Genomic DNA, 18,958 nt, shown 5'->3' on the forward strand with positions numbered 1-18,958 from the left:
GAAACCATGCTCAGCCGACGCAGCGTCCTGCTTGCCTCCCTTGCGGCCGGAGTAGCCATGACCAGCAAAGCCCATGCCCGCGCGGCGCAGCCTGCGACGCCGATCAATTTCGATATGCCGGCGCATGCCTGCGACTGCCACACCCACATTCATGGCGATGTCGAAAAGTTTCCGTTCTTCACGGGTCGCGTCTATACGCCGGAGCCGGCTTCGCCGGAAGAAATGGCGGCGCTGCACAAGGCGCTGCATATCGAGCGCGTGGTGATCGTGACGCCGAGCGTCTACGGCACCGACAATTCCTCCACGCTGTTCGGCATGAAGGCGCGCGGCGCGACCGCGCGCGGCGTCGCCGTGATCGACGACAAGACGCCGGAGAGCGCGCTCGATACGATGCACCAGGACGGCTTCCGCGGCATCCGCCTCAATCTGGCGACCGGCGGCGTCAACGACCCCAATGTCGGCCGGCCGCGCTTCACCGCCGCCGTCGAGCGCATGAAGGCGCGCGGCTGGCACGTGCAGCTCTACACCACGCTTGCCATGATCTCTGCGATCAAGGACCTCGTCGAGACGGCCCCGGTGCCGGTCGTGTTCGACCATTTCGGCGGCCTCGAGGCTTCGCTCGGCCTGGAGCAGCCGGGTTTCTCCGACCTCGTCGCGCTGGTGAAATCCGGCAAGGCCTATGTGAAGATCTCCGGCGCCTATCGCTCGTCGAAGCTGGCGCCCGACTATCAGGACATGGTGCCCTATGCCCGCGCGCTGATCGCGGCCAATGCGGACCGCATCGTCTGGGGCACCGACTGGCCGCATCCGGATTCGAGCCGCGTCGAGGGCCGCAAGCCCACCGACATCGCGCCGCTCTACCAGATCGACGACGGCCGCCTGCTCAACCAGCTGCCGGTGTGGGCGCCGGATGCCGAGATGCGCAAGAGGATCCTGGTCGACAATCCGGCGCGGCTCTACGGGTTCTGAGGCGCGCCAAGACCGGCAAGATGGAACGACGGTCACATCGATTATCGGCCGCGCAATGGAACCGTAGGCACGGCAGCGCGACGGACATCGGACTCACACGAAATTGTTTGTAGCGGCATTCGCTTTTCACCCGTCCGGATGAGGCGGCGACGCACGCGCACCGATACGCACGCACAGATTTCATCTGTTCGTACGGTCGCATGCCCTCGTCATTTTATCTTGCCGCTCTTGCCTCCGGCATAGGAATTGGTTTCACCGTCGCAGTTCCAATCGGCCCCATGGGCATGCTGTGCATTCAGCGTACGCTCACGTCAGGCATGGCCATGGGCCTGGCAACGGGCTTTGGTGCGGCAACCGTGCACCTCGCATATGGAACGGTTGCCGTACTGGGTCTTGGCTCGCTGGCACAGCCGTGGGTCGAAGCGAACGCGACCTACTTCGGGATCGTCTCGGCCGTCACGCTGCTGTGGTTCGCGATTCGGACCCATCGTTCGTCCATCGTCCTCCAGACGACGAATGAGACCGACAATACCCGCCTCGCGCATGCTTATCTCAGCGCCATCGCCCTCGGAGCGGCCAATCCGCTCACGCTCATCCTGTTCCTGGCGGCGCTGCACGCATTTGCGACGCCGTCTGCCGCCTCCCCCCTCGTCATTGGCGTGTTCGTCGGCTCGGCGCTCTGGTGGACGGCGCTGAGCACGATGGTCGCAACGGCGCGGTCGCGGCTGTCCCCCCGTATGCTGTCGCTGAGCAGCCGCCTTGCCAGCTTGATGCTGCTTGGGCTCGCCACCATGATGCTGATGCGGATCGCGCAGCGGTTGCTGGGCTAGCCAGGTTCAGCGCGCCCGGCGGGAGAAGAAGGAGATCAGCACCGGCAAGGTCACCAGGATCACGACCGGCGCCAGCATCATGCCGGTGACGACGACGACCGCGAGCGGCTTCTGCACCTGCGAGCCGATGCCTTCCGACAGCGCCGCCGGCAGGAGGCCGACGCCTGCGACGACGCAGGTCATCAGCACCGGCCGGAGCTGCAGCTCGCCGGTGCGCACCACCGCGCTCATGCGGTCCATGCCCTCTTCGATCAGCTGGTTGAACTGCGACAGGATGATGATGCCGTCCATCACCGCGATGCCGAACAGCGCGATGAAGCCGATCGCCGCGGAGACGCTGAACGCGGTGCCCGAGATCAAGAGGCCGAGCACGCCGCCGAAGATCGCCATCGGAATCACGCTCATCGCGAGCAACGTGTCGGTCATCGAGCCGAAATTGAACCAAAGCAGTACGCCGATCAGCACCAGCGAGATCGGCACCACGATCGAGAGCCGCCGGATCGCGTCCTGAAGATTGCCGAACTCGCCGACCCATTCCATGTGCGAGCCCGGCGGCAGCTGCACCTGCGCGGCGATCTTCTGCTGCGCCTCGCTGATCGCGCTGCCGAGATCGCGTTCGCGCACCGAGAACTTGATCGGCAGATAACGCTCCTGCTGCTCGCGATAGATGTAAGCCGCGCCGGAGACGAGGCTGATGGTCGCGACCTCGCTCAACGGAATCTGCGTGACGGTGCCGTTCGGCCCGGGCGCGCCGATCCGCAAATTCTGGATCGCCTCGGCGCTGCGGCGGTATTCCGGCGCGAGGCGGACGATGATCGGGAAGTGGCGGTCGCTTCCGGGCTCATAGAGGTCGCCGGCAGTGTCGCCGCCGATCGCGACCTTGATGGTGGCGTTGATGTCGCCCGGCGCAAGGCCGTAGCGCGCCGCCTTGGCACGGTCGATGTCGATCTGAACGGTCGGCTGGCCCAGCGAGGTGAACACCGCAAGGTCGGTGACGCCCTGTACGGTGGCGAGCACCGACTTGATCTTGTTGGCGGTGTCGGTCAGCGCCTGAAGGTCGCTGCCGAACAGCTTGATCGAGTTCTCGCCCTTCACGCCGGACACGGCTTCGGAGACGTTGTCCTGGAGATATTGCGAGAAGTTGAATTCGACGCCGGGGAAGCGATCGTCGAGCTGCTTGAGCAATTGCGCGGTCAGCTCTTCCTTGTCGCGGGTGCCGGGCCACTGGCTCACGGGCTTGAGCGGCGCGAAGAACTCGGCGTTGAAGAAGCCGGCGGCGTCGGTGCCGTCGTCCGGACGGCCGTGTTGCGACACGACGGATTCCACCTCGGGACGGGCGCGGATCACCTTGCGCATCTCGTTGACGTAGCCGTTGCCTTCCTGCAGCGAGATGGTCGGCGGCAGCGTGGCACGGATCCAGAGATTGCCCTCCTCCAGCTTCGGCAGGAATTCGAGGCCGAGCAGCCGGGCGAGCGCGACCGTCACCAACACCAGGCCGACCGCGGCGCCGAGGACGATGTTGCGGTTGGCGACCGCCCAATTCAGCACAGGCATGTAGAGCCGGTGCAGGATCAGCATCAACTTCGTCTCTGTCTCCTCGACATGAGCGGGCAGGATGATGGCGGACAGCGCGGGAGTCACGGTGAAGGTGGCAAGCAGGCCGCCGGCCAGCGCATAGGCATAGGTGCGTGCCATCGGCCCGAAGATGTTGCCCTCGACGCCTGACAGCGTGAACAGCGGCAGGAACGCCGCGATGATGATCGCCGCGGCGAAGAAGATCGATCGCGAGACGTCGGCCGCCGCGCTGAGGATGGCATGGCTCTTCATGCCGAACAGCGTCTCGGGCGACATATGCTCGGATTCCGACATCGGCGTCGTTTGCGTGAGGCGGCGGAAGATCGCCTCCACCATGATCACGGTGGCGTCGACAATGAGGCCGAAATCGATCGCGCCGACCGACAGAAGGTTGGCCGATTCCCCGCGCAGCACCAGGATGATGACGGCGAAGAACAGCGCGAACGGAATGGTGGCGCCGACGATCAGCGCGCTGCGGAGATCGCCGAGGAAGATCCACTGCAACAGCACGATCAGCAGAATGCCCACCACCATGTTGTGCAGCACGGTGTGGGTGGTAAGCTCGATCAGGTCGCCGCGGTCGTAGATGCGCTCGATGCGCACGCCAGGCGGCAGGACGCCGGAATTGTTGATCTGCTGGACCAGCTCGTGGACGCTCTTGATGGTCGGCGAGCTCTGCTCGCCGCGCCGCATCAGGACGATGCCCTGAACGATGTCGTCGGAATCGTCGAGGCCGGCAATGCCGAGACGTGGCTTCTGACCGACGGTGACGGTGGCGACGTCCTTCACCAGCACCGGATTGCCACCGGTCTGCGCCACCATGGTGTTGGCGAGATCGTCGATCGAGCGGATCAGGCCGACGCCGCGCACGACGGCGGATTGCTGGCCGATATTGACGGTGTTGCCGCCGACATTGACGTTGGAATTGCCGACCGCCTGGAGCAGTTGCGGCAGCGTCAGGCCGTTGGCGACCAGCTTGTTGAAGTCGACCTGGATCTCGTAGGTCTTGCTCCTGCCGCCCCAGCCGGTGACGTCGATTACGCCGGGCACCGCGCGGAAGCGGCGCTGCAGCATCCAGTCCTGGATGGTCTTGAGGTCGAGCACGCTGTAGTTCGGCGGACCGACGAGGCGATAGCGGAAGATCTCGCCGATCGGGCTGAGCGGGGAGATCTGCGGCTGCACGTTGCCCGGCAACGGCGCGAGCTGCGCCAGGCGATTCAGCACCTGCTGCAGCGCCTCGTCATAGGTGTAGGCGAAGGAGAACTGGATTTTGACGTCGGACAGACCGTAGAGCGAGATGGTGCGGATGGTCTTGATGTTCTTCAAGCCGGCAACCTGGGTCTCGATCGGGATCGTGATGTAGCGCTCGATCTCCTCCGCCGACAGGCCCGGGCTCTGCGTCACGATGTCGACCATCGGCGGGGTCGGGTCGGGATAGGCCTCGATGTTCAGCCGGTTGAACGCGATCAAGCCGCCGATCAGCACTGCGACGAACATGCCGACCATCAGGAAACGCCGGTTGACGGCAAGGGCGACGAGACGATCCATTCAGGTCTTCAATTTTCCTGGGTCGTCGATCAGCTGCCGGACGCCGCGCGGTCGATGAACAGACTGCCTTTGGTGACGATCTGCTCGCCGGGTTTCAGATTGCTGGTGACCTCGACGAGGTTGCCGTTGATGAGACCGATCTTGATCTGGCGCAGCTCGACCGACTTGTCCTCGCGCGCGACCCAGAGGCGGACCTTGTCGGCCTCGTAGATCAGTGCCTGCTTCGGCACCGCCGGTGCGGCGCGGTCGCCGGCCGAATAGATCGTGACGTTCGCGAACATTTCCGGCTTGAGCAGCCCGTCCTTGTTGTCGATCGTGGCGCGGACCTGCAGGCGGCGGGTGGCGGGGTCGATCGCGGCGGCAACGTAGTTGATCTTGGCGCTGAACGGACGGCCCGGCAGCGCCATCACGTTGACGGTGATGTCCTGCCCGATGCACACCGCGGCCGCATCGCTCTCGCGCACGAAGGCGGTGAGCCAGATCGTGGAGAGGTCGCCGACCACGAAGACCGGATCGCTGGCGCCGGAATTGACGTATTGGCCCGGGCCGATCTTGCGTTGCACGACCGTGCCGGAGATCGGCGAGTAGATCGTGATCTCCCGATCGATGACGCCTTTTTCCTGGAACGTCTTGACCGCCTCGTCGGTGAAGCCGAGGATGCGCAGCTTGTTACGCGCGGCTTCCAGCGCGGCCACCGAGGAGCGCATGTCGTTGCGCGCCTGCACCTGAGCCGCTTCCGCCTGCTGGTAATCCTTGAGCGGAATGGCATGGCCCTCGTAGAGGTCCTTGGCGCGCTTGAACTGGATGTCGGAAAGCTCGAGCGCCGACTTCGCCTTGTTCTGCGAGGTCATCGCCGCGATGAACTCGTTCTGGGCCTGCACGGTGTCGGCGGCCTCGATCGTAAACAGCGGTTGCCCTTGCTTCAGCGTCTCGCCCGGCTTGGCCAGCAGCTTGGTGACCCGGCCCGCATAGGGCGAGAACACCGGCGTCGAGCGGTCCTCGTCGACCGCGACCTTGCCCTCGGTGACATACTCGGCCCGGAAGCTCTTGGCCTTGACCGGCTCGATCGTCAGCGTCGCCCATTCGGACGGCGTCGGCGTGAAGGTCTGCGCATTTCTGCGCGATTGGCTGGAGATCTCGGAGTGCTTCTTTGCCTTCGGGCCCGAAGAGAACAAGCCGTACGCTCCGACACCGGCGCCGGCGAGAGCTAGTAAAACTACGGATGCGATCACCCGTTGTTTTGCAATCACGTGCAATCGCTTGGTAATCTCAACTGCCATGGGGCCCGTCGTGTCTGCGACGATCTCGGCAAATGATTGCCTCATCGTTCGCGCTAATAGTGCCGAATTGGGATTTCAAACAACCTAAAAAACGCGTCGGCCCTTTCCGTTTGCGTTGAAAATCCGCGACATGTCAGCTTCACGTCAGCTTCGGGCCGGCCATTGTGCCGGATGACTGCCGAGCAGCATCGCCGGACGGCCCCAACGCGCCGGCGTCTTCGAAAGACGTGCGGAATGCTGCACCGCCTTCAACGTGCCGAGGCCAGATTGCATGCATTCTATGAACGCAGCATGTACGGCCTCTCCCGTAACATCCGGGGTATTCAATCCGCCCTCGAACCGGCCGAGATTCCACAGCCAGAATGTCGGCGGGGCTCTGCATGGCTGCTTCTCTCCTCGCTCATTTGCTGTACTTTTCGCGACCGTGTCATGATCGCAGAAAGGATTGCAATGGCCGCCATCGATCCCCTCATCGCAGGTGCCGTGTTCATCGCGACGGCGGCCACCGACGCCGTCTATGTCATGTTCACTTCGGCCGTGATCGCGCGCAAGCGCATCCCGGCGGCGAACTGGAGCGCGGTCTGGTACCTGCTCTCCTCTTACGCCGTGATCAGCTACACCGAGAACGTCTTCTACGTTGCCTTTGCCGCAATCGGCTCCTGGGCCGGCGCCTATGCCTCGTTGACCTTCCTGCACCGCCCGCCTGGCGGCCCGCCGGTGGGAGCGGCGCCGGAGTGAAGTCTCTCGGCGTCATTGCGAGGAGCTCGCGACAAAATTGCGCAGCAATTTTGCGCTGATGCGACGAAGCAATCCAGGGGATGCATTTCTGGATTGCTTCGCGGAGCCTGTCATCGGGCCGCGCTTTGCGCGGACCCGGTGGCTCGCATTGACGACGTGGAGGCTTCTGGGCGCCTCGCGAAACAGCTACACTCGCGGCACCAACAAAAAGGAGCCAACAATGGATCTCGGTCTCAAAGGCAAGAACGCCGTCGTGCTCGGCGGCACGCGTGGCATCGGGCGGGCGATTGCGGCGACGCTGGCCGGCGAAGGTGCCAATGTCGCGGTGTGCGCGCGAAACGCCGATCAGGTTGCGGCCACCGTCGCGGAGTTGAAGGCGAGCGGCATCAACGCCACCGGCGGCCCGGTCGATGTCACCGACGGCGCGGCGCTGAAAAGCTGGATCGAGACGGCTGCGAAAGAGCTCGGCGGTATCGACTTGCTGTTCTCCAATGCCGGCGCAATGGCGCAAGGGCACGATCCCGCATCCTGGGAGCAGAATTTCCGGCTCGACCTGCTCGGCGCCGTGCACGCCTTCGACGCCGCCCGGCCGTTCCTCGAGACAAGCGGCGCCAGCAGTGGCGATGCAGCCTTCGTGATCATCTCGTCGATCGCCGCGGCGCAGGCGGACACGGCGAGCTCCTACGGCCCGATCAAGGCCGCGCTGATCCACATGGCCAAGGGACTGGCGCGGCAATACGCGAAGAAGAAGATCCGGGTGAATGTCGTATCGCCCGGCACCGTCTATTTCAAAGGCGGCGTCTGGGAGATGATCGAGAAGAACATGCCGGAGCGGTACCAGGACGCGATGAAGCGCAACCCGACCGGCCGCATGGCGACGCCGCAGGACATCGCGAGCGCGGCGGTGTTTCTGGCCAGCCCGGTGTCGGGATTCACGACGGGTTCGAATTTCGTCGTGGACGGCGCGATCTCGAACCGGGTGAATTTTTAGAGCTAAGGCTGAGTCGCGTGGCTCTCTCCTCCGTCATGGCCGGGCTTGACCCGGCCATCCACGCGCTACTGCACACTGGGAAAGACGTGGATGCCCGGGTCAAGCCCGGGCATGACGACTGAGAGTGTGGCGCGCCGTCATTGCAACACCGTCATTGCGAGCCAGCGGGTCCGCGCGTAGCGCGGCCCGATGACAGGCTCCGCGAAGCAGTCCAGAATCTTTCGCAGGAACAGTCTTTGATTGCTTCGTCGCTTAGATCCTCGCAGAGGCACGTCCGCTTGGTGCGCGCTTACGGTTCGGATACGCGCGAACGCCGCCTGCGAATAAGCCACATGGCAAACTGCACGAGCCAGCCCGGTGCGTCCAAATAGCGTAATGTATCAATCTGGCCTTGGTCTTCTCGGATCCGGAAGCTGGCGTCGGAAAGGTAGGTTTGGTCGCTTTCGCACCACTCCAGAGTACGCACAATTTCTTCCTGCATTAACCCGCTGTCAGGCAGCTTTGTGAGGAAGTTGAGCTCGCGCCGAAGGCACGCGGCCTCGATTCGATAGCGGCTCTTTTCTTCATAGAAGATTCCCCATCCCTCCAACCGCGCATGGGTCGCTTCATGAACAATGGTGGAGGCGATCCCTTCAAGCGTCATTGTCTCGTTGAGAACATAACGTTCATCGAGGGCGCAAGCGTTCAGTGACCGATCATAGTGCGCCCGGGCGTTGGGGAGCAGGTGCACCCATATTCGATCGAGATTGCGGGTGATACGGGAATAGTTGAGTGCGTCGTGGCGCTTGATGAGGTGGCAGGCCTGCTCCACGCGGCGCAACGCCGGGTAAGGCTTGCTTTCGGTTGTCCCGATCCAAAGCCCGTCGATCATGCAGCTCTTGGAGAACCAGAGGCCCAGTCTATCGATGCGAGAGGGTTTTCGATCCGGCTTTAAGGCGGTGACGAGGCCGCGCGGTCTTTGCGACGATCTCGGTTGCAAATATCGACTCCCGCCATATCCGAATCGGTACCACGAATGATTGGCGTTTCTCGCTTTCAGGTTGCTTAGAGGTTTATTTCAAATCGTATCGATAGAGCGGGATTGGCCGATTCCTGCAGCTTTTGATCAGCCTCAATGGAAATCTCGCGACGGCGGCAGGATGCGGACGTTGCGGGGGTGGCGGACTTTTTGCGCGGGCATGTCCGCGAGGGCGCGGGGGTCTTCATTCAGCGGCTCGACCACGGTGGCGCCTGCGGGCAGCGGATGCTTGCGGCCGAGCGCATCGTTGGCCAATCCGACCAGATCGTGCGAGCGGTCGACCATGCGCTGGGCGATGAGATGCGTCACCTTCTCCGGGCTGCTCTGGATGTAGCCTTCGACCAGGATGAGGCGCGCGCCCATCACTTCTTTCCGGTACTGTTCCATGATCTTGGGCCAGACCACGACATTGGCGATGCCGGTTTCGTCCTCCAGCGTCATGAACACGACGCCGCTGGCGCTGCCCGGCCGCTGCCGCACCAGGACCACGCCGGCGCAGCGGACGCGGCGCCGCTCGTTCTCATGGCTGATCTCCTTGCAGGCGACGATACGCTCGCGCGTAAACATCTCGCGCAGGAATTCCATCGGATGGCCCTTCAGCGACAGGCGGATGGTCTGGTAGTCCGCGACCACCTGCTCGGCGCGCGGCATCACCGGCAGCGGTTTTGCGCCTTCGTCCGGCTGCTCGCGCGCGGTCGCCGCCTCGAACAGCGGCAGCGGCACGTCGTCGGGCAGCCGCCGCACCTGCCACAGCGCTTCGCGGCGATCGAGCCCGAGCGAGCGGAACGCATCGGCATCCGCCAAGAGGATCAGCGCGCGCTTGGGCAGGCCGGTATCGCGGGCGAAATCCTCCAGCGAGGTGAAGGGGCGGCGATTGCGGGCGGCGACGATGCGGTCGGCCCAGTCGGGCACTCTCTCCACGTCGTCATTCCGGGGCGCGCCTCTTGGCGCGAGCTCTGGTGCGCAATTGCGCACCTTAGAATCCATACTCCCGATCGGGGTTATGGATTCCGGGCTCGACGCTGGCGCGTCGCCCCGGAATGACAGCTGGGAGCGCTTCAGGCGCTCCTCATCCTCGTCCAGCCAGTGGAATCCATCGATCTGGCGAAAGCCGAGGCGCACGGCGCAATACTGACCGCTCCCCTCCTCCAGCGTGTTCTGCGCAAAGCTGTAGGATACGTCGATGTCGCGCACCTCGACGCCGTTCTTGCGGGCGTCGCTGACGATCTGCGCCGGCGCATAAAAGCCCATCGGCTGCGAATTCAACAGACCGCAGCAGAAGGCGTCGGGATGGTAGTGCTTCAGCCACGACGAAATGTAGACCAGCTGTGCAAAGCTCGCGGCATGGCTCTCCGGAAAGCCGTAGGAGCCAAATCCCTTGATCTGGTCAAAGCAGCTTTTAGCGAAGTTGGGATCGTAGCCGCGCGCCACCATGTTGCCGATCAGCTTCTCCTCATATTGGCCGATGGTGCCGACATTGCGGAAGGTCGCCATCGAGCGGCGCAGGCCGTTGGCTTCCTCGGAGGTGAAATGTGCGGCCTCGATCGCAATACGCATTGCCTGCTCCTGGAACAGCGGGACACCAAGCGTTTTGTGCAGCACATTGTAAAGCTCGTCCTTGTCGCCATGCGCCGGTGACGGCGAGGGATAGCTCACCTTCTCGAGTCCGTTCCGCCGCCGCAAGTAGGGATGCACCATGTCGCCCTGGATCGGCCCGGGGCGCACGATCGCGACCTCGATGACGAGATCGTAGAAAGTCCGCGGCTTCAGCCGCGGCAGCATGTTCATCTGGGCGCGGCTTTCGACCTGGAACACGCCGAGCGACTCGCCGGCACACAGCATGTCGTAAACCCTGGGGTCGTCCTGCGGGACGCTCGCCAGCACAAAACGCTCGCCCTTGTGCTGGTCGATCAGATCGAAACATTTCCTGATGCAGGTCAGCATGCCCAGCGCCAGCACGTCGACCTTCATCATGCTAAGCGCATCGACGTCGTCCTTGTCCCATTCGATGAAGGTGCGGTCGTCCATCGCGGCATTGCCGATTGGCACATAGGTGTCGAGCCGGTCCTGGGTCAGCACATAGCCGCCGACATGCTGGGAGAGATGGCGCGGGAATTCGATCAGCTCGGTCGCAAGCTCGACCGCGAGGTTGATCATGGGATTGTTCGGATCGAGCCCGGCCTGCCGGACCTGCATGTCGTTGAGGCCTTTGCCCCAGCTGCCCCAGACGGTGTCGGCGAGCGCGGCGGTGACGTCCTCGGTCAGGCCGAGCGCCTTGCCGACGTCGCGGATAGCGCTGCGCGGGCGATAATGGATGACGGTGGCGATGATCGCGGCGCGGTGGCGGCCATAGCGGCGATAGACATATTGCATCACCTCCTCACGGCGCGAATGCTCGAAATCGACGTCGATATCGGGCGGCTCCAGCCGTTCCTTGGAGATGAAGCGCTCGAACAGCAGATCGACCTTGGTCGGATCGACCGAGGTGATGCCGAGCACGTAGCACACGGCCGAATTCGCCGCCGAGCCGCGCCCTTGGCACAAAATGTTCTGGCTGCGCGCGTAGTGGACGATGTCGTGCACGGTGAGGAAATAATGCGCGTATTTCAGCTCCGCGATCAGCGCGAGCTCCTTGTTGAGAGTCGCGCGCAGCTTGTCGCCGATCTTGCCGCCGAAATATTTGTCGACGCCCGCCCAGGTCAGATCCTCCAGATGCCCTTGCGCGGTCTTGCCCGGCGGCACCGGCTCGTCGGGATATTGGTACTTGAGCTGGTCGAGCGAGAACTCGATTGCGTCCGCAAAGCGCATGGTCTGCGCGATCGCTTCGGGAAAATCCCGGAACAGCCGCGCCATTTCGCGTGGCGTCTTCAGGAAGCGCTCGGCATTGGCTTCGAGCTTCCGCCCAATCGCCTCGATCGTGGTCTTTTCCCGGATGCAGGTCAGCACGTCCTGAAGCGGACGGCGGCCGGGATCGTGATACAGCACCTCGTTGGTCGCGAGCAGCGGCACCTTGGCCTTTGCCGCGAGATCATCGAGCCGCGAGAGACGACGCCTGTCGTCGCCGCGATAGAGCAGGCTCGCCGCCAGCCACACGCCCTCGGCACGGCTCGCCTTCAGCTTTGCGAGGACATCCAGCGCCCGCGCCGGCCCGAAACGATGCGGCAGCGTCAACACCAGGAGCTGGCCTTCCGAGAATTCCAGGAGATCGGCGAGGGTGAGACGGCACTCGCCCTTCTCGATCCGCGTGATGTCGTCGCCGCGCTTGCCCCGGGTCAGGAGCTGGCACAGCCGGCCATAGGCCGCGCGATCGCGCGGATAGACCAGGATGTCGGGCGTGCCGTCGATGAAGACGATGCGCGCACCGATCAGCAGCTTAGGCTTGTGCAGCACCTTGTCATTGTCGAGCTCCTTGTAGGCCCGCACCACACCCGCGAGCGTGTTGTGATCGGCAATGCCGATCACCGGAATTCCTAAAGCGCTCGCCTGATGCACATAGGCCCGCGGATCCGAGCCGCCGCGCAGGAAAGAGAAATTGGTGGTGATGCCGATCTCGGCATAAGCGGGGCTGTTCATGCGAAAAGACCATGCACATACCAGCCGGGAGACGCCGGCTTGCCGTCACCGTCGAACACCTCGCCTTCATAGAGACCGTCGCGAAAGATCCAGAAGCGCAGGCCCTCGGCATCCTCGATGCGGAAATAATCCCGCGTCAGCTGCTTGCCGTCCTGCCGCCACCATTCCATCGCGATGCGCTCGGGCCCCTCCACCCGCACCACCGCGTGCAGCGCGCGGCGCCAGGTGAATTGATGCGGCGGGCCATCGGGCACGGTCGCGAATGGCACCTTGATCGGCTCCGGCTTGTCGAACAGCCGCAAGGGACGCAGCGGCGGCTCGCTCGCGACGCGCGCCGGCCATTCGGCCTGCATGGCAGCAGCGAGATGATGCTGCGCCGATGCGGCCAGCACCGCGCTTTCGGGGATATGGGTATCCTGCGGCAGGTGCACGACGACACGCTTGCCGCCGATGCGCGCGGCGATGCGGTCGATCAGCGCGGCGAGCTCGTCATTGTCGTGGACATGGGCATCGAGATCGCGCTGCTCCTGCACCACGATTTCGGTGCGGCTCGCCGACAATCGCACCATGTCGAAACCGAAGCCGGGATCGAGGGGATCAGCGAGTGCATCGAGCCGCTCGCGGAACAAGCGGTCGATTACGGCGCTTCTGGTCACCGGACGTCCGGTCTCGACCGTGATCGCGCGCACCACGCCATCGGTGCGGAAGAATGCCGCTTCCAGCCGCCGCGCGCCTTTGCCCTGCTTCTCCATGGACGCGATCAACGTGTCGGCGAGCCGCGACAGCGTCATCGCGATCATGGTGTCGGTCGCGATCGGCTCGGCAAAGCGTTTTTCCACGATGTAGTCGGGCAGCGGTTTGCGCGGGCTGATCGGCGCATCGCCCTGCCCCAGCGCATGGGCGAGCAGCGTGGAGAACCGGGCGCCGAACCGCGCCGTGATCTCGGAGGCGCTGCGCGATGCGACGTCGCCGATGGTCTTCAGCCCGGCGCGGCGCAGGCCGGTGGTGATGGCCTCGCCTGCACCGAGCGCGGAGACCGGAGACGACCTGATCGCCTCCGCCTCGCCGCCATCGGCCACGATGGTGCCCGTGGCCTGCCGCGTCAGCGTGCGGGCGCAGACCGAGGTGCCGGCGATCGCCGCGCTGACGGCAAAGCCTTGCCGGCCGAGCGCGCGGACCAGCGTCCGCAACAATGTGGCCTCGCCGCCGAACAGATGCGCACAGCCGGTGATGTCCAGGAACAGCCCGTGCGGGGGATCGAGCGCCACCAGCGGCGTGAAGCGGTCGCACCAATCGGCGATGTCGCTGAGCGTCTTCGCATCGGCCACAATATCGGCGTCGAACACACGCAAGTCCGGGCACATCGCCCGCGCATTGGCCAGAGGTTGGCCGATATACAGGCCGAGGCGCTCGGCGGCCTCGTCCAGCGCATGGATCACCAGCGCATTGTTGTCCTTGATGACGACAATGCTCGGCTCAGGATTGGTTTTACCCAGCCCGGCGCTGCCAACGAACCGCTGGATCCTGTCGATGGGCAGGTGCGGCAGCCACAGGCTGAGGATACGTCGAGGGTTCACTGAACTGGCACTCATCACAATTCCATTCCATGATCCATCGGCCGCATGGGCCATGACGATTGCGCAAGAGTTCGGCATTGAACACCGGCGCGCCCCAGGCACTCCACACCGAGCCCGGCGGCGAATGCGCCGCACGCAGCATCCACCTGGTCTCGGCGGTCGAAGGCAGCGGTTGCGCCGCCATCCGCAGCAAGAGGCCGGTGACGCCCGAGCCTTGCGCGGCCAGCGTCAGCTTGCGGCTCGCCACGAGATCGAACTGCCTGACATCGCCCCAGAGCTCGAGCACGACGGCGCCGAGCGCATCGCAGGCGAGCGCGTCGGCCGAGGTGCGCAGCGCGCTCTCGACATCGGCGGCGCGCACCATCACCACACGGCGCGGATCGAGGCCGAGCTCGGATAGCCCGCTCATCGACAGCGCGCCGGTTTCGAGCTCCGAAAAATCCTGCCGCACCCACAATAGCGGCCGGCGTGCGCTCACGCGTCCCGCAAGGCCCATGACAAAGCCCGTCGCGGCCGCGCCCTGACGCCCTTCGCAAAACACCTCGTGGATCGCCGCGCGCGCGAGCCCGCCCTTCAGCGCAGCGTCGGCCGCGCCATGGCCGAGCGCGATGCGATCGCGCGGATGCACGACTTCCGCCGTCTCGATGCGCTCGATCTGGCTACGCAAGGTCGCAAGCGCGCTCATACGTGCGCCGCTCATGCTCGCCGCTCCTCAGAGGTGATTGCCGATGGCTCTCAAAAAGAGAACCAGCGGCTGGCTCATTTGTTCATGATATGTTCTAATATAAAGCTAACGGCGCCGGCAGAGTCAATCGAATTGGCGCATCCAAAGATTCATGAGCGGAATCAAAGAGATTCAAACATGGACGTACAACGCAAGCTGGAGATTCTGGCGGACGCCGCCAAATACGACGCATCCTGTGCCTCCAGCGGCACCGAGAAGCGGGATTCCAGCGACGGCAAGGGCATGGGCTCGACCGCGCCGGGCATGGGCATCTGCCATTCCTACGCGCCGGACGGACGCTGCATCTCGCTGCTCAAGGTGCTGCTGACCAACGCCTGCAATTACGATTGCCTTTATTGCGTCAACCGCGCCTCCTCGAACGTCCCACGCGCCCGCTTCACCATCGACGAATTGGTCAAGCTCACGCTCGACTTCTACCGGCGCAACTACATCGAGGGCCTGTTTCTCTCCTCCGGCATCATCCGCAACCCTGACTACACGATGGAGCAAGTGGTGAGCGTCGCGCGAAAACTGCGCGAGGAGCATCACTTCCGCGGCTACATCCACCTGAAGACCATTCCCGAGGCCGACGACGCGCTGATCGCCGAGGCCGGCAAATATGCCGACCGCCTTTCGATCAACATCGAGATGCCTGAGGAGGCGAGCCTGCAGCAATTCGCGCCGGAGAAGGACGTGCGCGCGATCCGCCGCACCATGGGCCGGCTGCGGCTGAAGCTGGACGAGGCCGAGGAGAGCCGCAGCGCCAAGACGAAGGCCAGGCCGCAGCGCTTCGCCCCCGCCGGACAAAGCACGCAGATGATCGTCGGCGCAGATAGCGCCTCCGATCACACCATTCTCCACACCAGCGCCAATCTCTACGGCGCCTACCGGCTGCGGCGCGTCTATTACTCCGCCTTCAGCCCGATCCCCGACGCGAGCCACGCTTTGCCTCTGATACAGCCGCCGCTGCTGCGCGAGCACCGGCTCTACCAGGCCGACTGGCTGATGCGGTTCTACGGCTTCGACGTTGGCGAGATCGTCGACGACAGCGCGATGCTGCCGCTCGACATTGATCCCAAGCTGGCCTGGGCGCTGCGCCACCGCGACCGCTTCCCGCTCGACGTCAACCGCGCCAGCCGCGAGGAGCTGCTGCGCGTGCCGGGCTTCGGCACCAGGACGGTCGAACGCATCCTCGCGACGCGGCGCACCACCACGATCCGCCTCGCCGATCTCGCGCGGCTGCATGTGCCCCGCAACAAGGCGCTGCCGTTCATCGTCCTCAGCGATCACCGTCCCTCACCGCATCGTCTCGATGCGGCCGGACTGATCGAACGGTTCAAGCCGAAGGCAACGCAACTGGGATTTGGCTTCTGATGCAGTACATCATGCTCGACACTGAAACCGATTTCGACGGCTGGCGCAAAGCCGCGCGCAGCCTCGTGCTCCATCACGTGCCGCCGGGCGACGTCACCTGGACTGTGCGAGGCGGCGAAGCGGACTTGTTCGCACCGTCCTCGCCGTCTCCGATCTTCGAGGTGAACGACGGTACCTTCAACGTACCAGGCAAATTCGTCGAGCTCGCCAAGGCGGCGATCCTGCATCGCGATGGCGAACGCTTTGCGATCCTGTATCGCCTGCTGTTCCGGCTGAAGGAGAGTCACGATCTCATCGAGGTCGCGACCGACGCCGATGTCGCGCTTGTCACGGCCATGGCGAAAGCGGTCTATCGCGACGAGCACAAGATGCATGCCTTCGTGCGCTTCCGCGAGATCGGCCGGGAACGCCAGGCGCACTACGTCGCCTGGTTCGAGCCGGAGCATCACGTCGTCGAGCTCGCCGCGCCGTTCTTCGCCAAGCGCTTTGCCGACATGCCCTGGTCGATCCTGACGCCGGACCTCTGCGCGCATTGGGACGGCCATGCGCTCTCGTTCACGCCGGGCGTCAGCAAGAGCGAGGCGCCGGGCGAAGACCGGCTGGAGGAAACCTGGCGGCGCTACTATGCCAGCATCTTCAATCCGGCCCGGCTCAACGTGAAGGCGATGCAGGCCGAGATGCCGAAGAAATATTGGAGGAACCTGCCCGAGGCTTCGATCATTAAGCCCTTGATCGAGGACGCCGAACGCATGACCGGCGCCATGATCGCCAATGCCGCAACCGATCCGCACAAGCCTCAGAAGCGGCCGGAGGCTCCGATGAAACGCAAGCCAGCTGCCGATGATCTCGAAACGCTCCGCGAGGAGGCCGCGCATTGCCGCGCCTGCCATCTCTACAAGGACGCGACACAGACCGTGTTCGGCGAAGGGCCGAAGAATGCCAACATCATGCTGGTCGGCGAGCAGCCCGGCGACAAGGAAGACCTCGCCGGCCATCCCTTCGTCGGCCCGGCCGGGCAAATGCTCGATCGCGCGCTGGAGGAGGCCGGCGTCGACCGCAAGAAGGTCTATGTCACCAACGCGGTGAAGCACTTCAAATTCGTGCCGCGCGGAAAGATCCGCCTGCACCAGAAGCCGATCACACCTGAGATCCGGGCGTGCCGGCAATGGTACGAGCGGGAAGTTTCGGTAATCCAGCCCGATCTCATCGTGGCGATGGGCGCCACCGCCGCGCAAAGCGTGTTCGGCAAGATCACTCCGATCGGGAAGAACCGCGGCCGGCTGATCGAGCTTCCCGAAGGCCGCAAGGCGCTGGTGACCGTGCACCCGTCCTATCTGCTGCGACTGCCTGATCCCGAAGCCAAGGTTCTGGAATATCGGCGCTTCGTCGAAGATCTGAAGATCGCCGCCGGCCTGCAGAAGAAAGCCGCACGGGCTGCGTGACTACAGCGGGAAATGGCTTCACGCCGTTGTTGACGATCCGATCTCTCAAATAGACAAGGGCCCGTGGAATGCACGGGCCCTTTCATCTGTGCTTCGGACCCGGTCCTACGACGCCGCGAGCTGCTCCTCGACCAGCTTCACCCAATAGGACGTGCCGTAGACGATCGCCTCGTCGTTGAAATTGTAGGCGGGGTGATGCAGGCCGGCGCTGTCGCCGTTGCCGCAGAAGATGAAGGCGCCGGGCCGCGCTTCCAGCATGTAGGCGAAATCCTCGCCGCCCATCAGCGGCGCCATCTCGTGGACATGGGCCTCGCCGGCGACCTGCGTGGCGATGCGCCGTGCCACTTCGGTCTCCGCCGCATGATTGTTCACGACCGGATAATTGCGCTTGTAGTGCAGGTCGATCTTGGCGCCGGTGATCTGCGCCACGCCCGCCACGACCTCATGCACGCGCTTCTCGACCAGCTTGCGCACCTCAGGCGACAGCGTGCGGATGGTGCCTCTCAGGGTCGCGGTCTGCGGAATGACGTTGCGGGCGTTGCCGGCGTGGAATTCGCAGATCGATACGACTGCGGATTCCAGGGGATCGACGCTGCGGGAGACGATCGACTGCAGGGCCGTGATCACCTGCGCCCCGACCAGAACGGAATCGACGCATTTGTGCGGACGCGCGGCATGGCCGCCAACGCCCTCGATCATGATGTCGACCTCGTCGGTCGCCGCCATGATGGGGCCCGGCCTGATCGCGAACGAGCCGACCGGGATGCCCGGGCCGTTGTGCATGCCATAGACCTGCTCGATGCCGAACCGCTCCATCAGGCCGTCCTTGACCATGGCCGCGCCGCCGGCGCCACCCTCCTCGGCCGGCTGGAAGATCACCACGGCATCGCCGGCGAAATTGCGCGTCTCGGCGAGATAGCGGGCCGCCCCGAGCAGCATCGCGGTGTGGCCGTCATGGCCGCAGGCGTGCATCTTGCCGGGAATCTTGGAGGCGTAAGGCAGATTAGTCTGCTCCTCGACCGGCAGCGCATCCATGTCGGCACGCATGCCGATCACCTTGAGCCCCTCGCCGGTGGGCTTGTTGCCCTTGATTACGCCGACGACGCCGGTCTGGCCGAGACCGGTCACGACTTCGTCGCAGCCGAACTCCCGCAACCGGTCCGCAACGAATGCTGCGGTGCGGTGGACATCGTACAGCAGCTCGGGGTGCTGATGGATGTCCCGCCGCCAGGCCTGGATATCGGGTTGAAGGTCGGCGACGCGGTTCACGATGGGCATGGAAGGTCTCGAGCTGTTGGAAATGCAAGGTCTGTCTACCA

Annotated in this window: 13 protein-coding genes and 1 pseudogene; 6 read left to right on the plus strand and 8 right to left on the minus strand. The window is 64.3% G+C overall.

The window, feature by feature from the left end:
• Window positions 1-6: 6 nt before the first annotated feature.
• Both P0R31_RS07495 and P0R31_RS07500 read left to right on the plus strand, forming a co-directional pair.
• Window positions 7-969, plus strand: a complete 963-nt coding sequence (locus tag P0R31_RS07495) for an amidohydrolase family protein (protein ID WP_275513509.1) — start codon at window positions 7-9, stop codon at window positions 967-969.
• Between the two features lie 200 nt (window positions 970-1,169).
• Window positions 1,170-1,799, plus strand: a complete 630-nt coding sequence (locus tag P0R31_RS07500; RefSeq protein WP_275513510.1) for a LysE family translocator — start codon at window positions 1,170-1,172, stop codon at window positions 1,797-1,799.
• A 6-nt stretch (window positions 1,800-1,805) separates the two neighbouring features.
• Here P0R31_RS07500 and P0R31_RS07505 read toward each other — a convergent pair whose 3' ends face one another.
• From P0R31_RS07505 to P0R31_RS07515, 3 genes and pseudogenes are all read right to left on the minus strand, one after another.
• Window positions 1,806-4,922, minus strand: coding sequence for an efflux RND transporter permease subunit (locus P0R31_RS07505; protein ID WP_275513511.1), 3,117 nt, complete (start codon window positions 4,920-4,922; stop codon window positions 1,806-1,808).
• Window positions 4,923-4,951: 29 nt separating this feature from the next.
• Entirely contained in the window at window positions 4,952-6,202 is a 1,251-nt protein-coding gene (locus P0R31_RS07510; RefSeq protein WP_275513512.1) for an efflux RND transporter periplasmic adaptor subunit, read from the minus strand.
• A 144-nt stretch (window positions 6,203-6,346) separates the two neighbouring features.
• Window positions 6,347-6,562, minus strand: a pseudogene (locus P0R31_RS07515) (CoA transferase); the annotation flags it as partial.
• Between the two features lie 90 nt (window positions 6,563-6,652).
• On the opposite strand from P0R31_RS07515, the gene P0R31_RS07520 reads away from it, so the two are divergent.
• Window positions 6,653-6,940 carry a hypothetical protein gene (locus tag P0R31_RS07520; protein WP_036006055.1) on the plus strand — a complete coding sequence of 96 codons (288 nt, stop codon included), beginning with the start codon at window positions 6,653-6,655 and terminating at the stop codon, window positions 6,938-6,940.
• A gap of 220 nt (window positions 6,941-7,160) precedes the next feature.
• Window positions 7,161-7,931, plus strand: a complete 771-nt coding sequence (locus P0R31_RS07525) for an SDR family NAD(P)-dependent oxidoreductase (protein ID WP_275513513.1) — start codon at window positions 7,161-7,163, stop codon at window positions 7,929-7,931.
• 289 nt (window positions 7,932-8,220) lie between these two features.
• On the opposite strand, the gene P0R31_RS07530 is transcribed toward P0R31_RS07525, so the two are convergent.
• The 4 genes from P0R31_RS07530 to P0R31_RS07545 form a co-directional block, all read right to left on the minus strand.
• Window positions 8,221-8,802 (minus strand): hypothetical protein, encoded by a 582-nt coding sequence (locus P0R31_RS07530; protein ID WP_275513514.1) that lies wholly within the window; start codon window positions 8,800-8,802, stop codon window positions 8,221-8,223.
• 240 nt (window positions 8,803-9,042) lie between these two features.
• Window positions 9,043-12,522 carry an error-prone DNA polymerase gene (locus P0R31_RS07535; RefSeq protein WP_275513515.1) on the minus strand — a complete coding sequence of 1,160 codons (3,480 nt, stop codon included), beginning with the start codon at window positions 12,520-12,522 and terminating at the stop codon, window positions 9,043-9,045.
• The gene (locus P0R31_RS07540; RefSeq protein WP_275513516.1) at window positions 12,519-14,114 is read right to left on the minus strand and encodes a Y-family DNA polymerase; all 1,596 of its coding nucleotides are present in this window, start codon (window positions 14,112-14,114) and stop codon (window positions 12,519-12,521) included. Before P0R31_RS07540 ends, P0R31_RS07535 begins: the two co-directional genes overlap by 4 nt.
• Window positions 14,011-14,799 carry an ImuA family protein gene (locus P0R31_RS07545; RefSeq protein WP_275513517.1) on the minus strand — a complete coding sequence of 263 codons (789 nt, stop codon included), beginning with the start codon at window positions 14,797-14,799 and terminating at the stop codon, window positions 14,011-14,013. The genes P0R31_RS07540 and P0R31_RS07545 overlap by 104 nt, the downstream gene beginning before the upstream one ends.
• Before the next feature lie 162 nt (window positions 14,800-14,961).
• On the opposite strand from P0R31_RS07545, the gene P0R31_RS07550 reads away from it, so the two are divergent.
• Window positions 14,962-16,197, plus strand: coding sequence for a putative DNA modification/repair radical SAM protein (locus tag P0R31_RS07550; protein ID WP_275513518.1), 1,236 nt, complete (start codon window positions 14,962-14,964; stop codon window positions 16,195-16,197).
• The gene (locus P0R31_RS07555) at window positions 16,197-17,639 is read left to right on the plus strand and encodes a UdgX family uracil-DNA binding protein (protein ID WP_275513519.1); all 1,443 of its coding nucleotides are present in this window, start codon (window positions 16,197-16,199) and stop codon (window positions 17,637-17,639) included. Before P0R31_RS07550 ends, P0R31_RS07555 begins: the two co-directional genes overlap by 1 nt.
• A gap of 105 nt (window positions 17,640-17,744) precedes the next feature.
• Here the strand turns inward: P0R31_RS07555 and P0R31_RS07560 are convergent, their stop codons facing one another.
• Window positions 17,745-18,917 (minus strand): M20 aminoacylase family protein, encoded by a 1,173-nt coding sequence (locus P0R31_RS07560; protein WP_275509056.1) that lies wholly within the window; start codon window positions 18,915-18,917, stop codon window positions 17,745-17,747.
• Window positions 18,918-18,958: the final 41 nt, after the last annotated feature.

It is taken from the genome of Bradyrhizobium yuanmingense, assembly GCF_029167105.1.
Lineage (GTDB): Bacteria > Pseudomonadota > Alphaproteobacteria > Rhizobiales > Xanthobacteraceae > Bradyrhizobium > Bradyrhizobium yuanmingense_A.

What these genes read in the sequence shown, in the direction of transcription:
- P0R31_RS07495 (WP_275513509.1), top strand. Translation starts at nt 7, where the DNA reads ATGCTCAGCCGACGCAGCGTCCTGCTTGCCTCCCTTGCGGCCGGAGTA.
- P0R31_RS07500 (WP_275513510.1), top strand. Translation starts at nt 1,170, where the DNA reads ATGCCCTCGTCATTTTATCTTGCCGCTCTTGCCTCCGGCATAGGAATT.
- P0R31_RS07505 (WP_275513511.1), bottom strand. Translation starts at nt 4,922, where the DNA reads ATGGATCGTCTCGTCGCCCTTGCCGTCAACCGGCGTTTCCTGATGGTC.
- P0R31_RS07510 (WP_275513512.1), bottom strand. Translation starts at nt 6,202, where the DNA reads ATGGCAGTTGAGATTACCAAGCGATTGCACGTGATTGCAAAACAACGG.
- P0R31_RS07520 (WP_036006055.1), top strand. Translation starts at nt 6,653, where the DNA reads ATGGCCGCCATCGATCCCCTCATCGCAGGTGCCGTGTTCATCGCGACG.
- P0R31_RS07525 (WP_275513513.1), top strand. Translation starts at nt 7,161, where the DNA reads ATGGATCTCGGTCTCAAAGGCAAGAACGCCGTCGTGCTCGGCGGCACG.
- P0R31_RS07530 (WP_275513514.1), bottom strand. Translation starts at nt 8,802, where the DNA reads ATGATCGACGGGCTTTGGATCGGGACAACCGAAAGCAAGCCTTACCCG.
- P0R31_RS07535 (WP_275513515.1), bottom strand. Translation starts at nt 12,522, where the DNA reads ATGAACAGCCCCGCTTATGCCGAGATCGGCATCACCACCAATTTCTCT.
- P0R31_RS07540 (WP_275513516.1), bottom strand. Translation starts at nt 14,114, where the DNA reads ATGAGTGCCAGTTCAGTGAACCCTCGACGTATCCTCAGCCTGTGGCTG.
- P0R31_RS07545 (WP_275513517.1), bottom strand. Translation starts at nt 14,799, where the DNA reads ATGAGCGGCGCACGTATGAGCGCGCTTGCGACCTTGCGTAGCCAGATC.
- P0R31_RS07550 (WP_275513518.1), top strand. Translation starts at nt 14,962, where the DNA reads ATGGACGTACAACGCAAGCTGGAGATTCTGGCGGACGCCGCCAAATAC.
- P0R31_RS07555 (WP_275513519.1), top strand. Translation starts at nt 16,197, where the DNA reads ATGCAGTACATCATGCTCGACACTGAAACCGATTTCGACGGCTGGCGC.
- P0R31_RS07560 (WP_275509056.1), bottom strand. Translation starts at nt 18,917, where the DNA reads ATGCCCATCGTGAACCGCGTCGCCGACCTTCAACCCGATATCCAGGCC.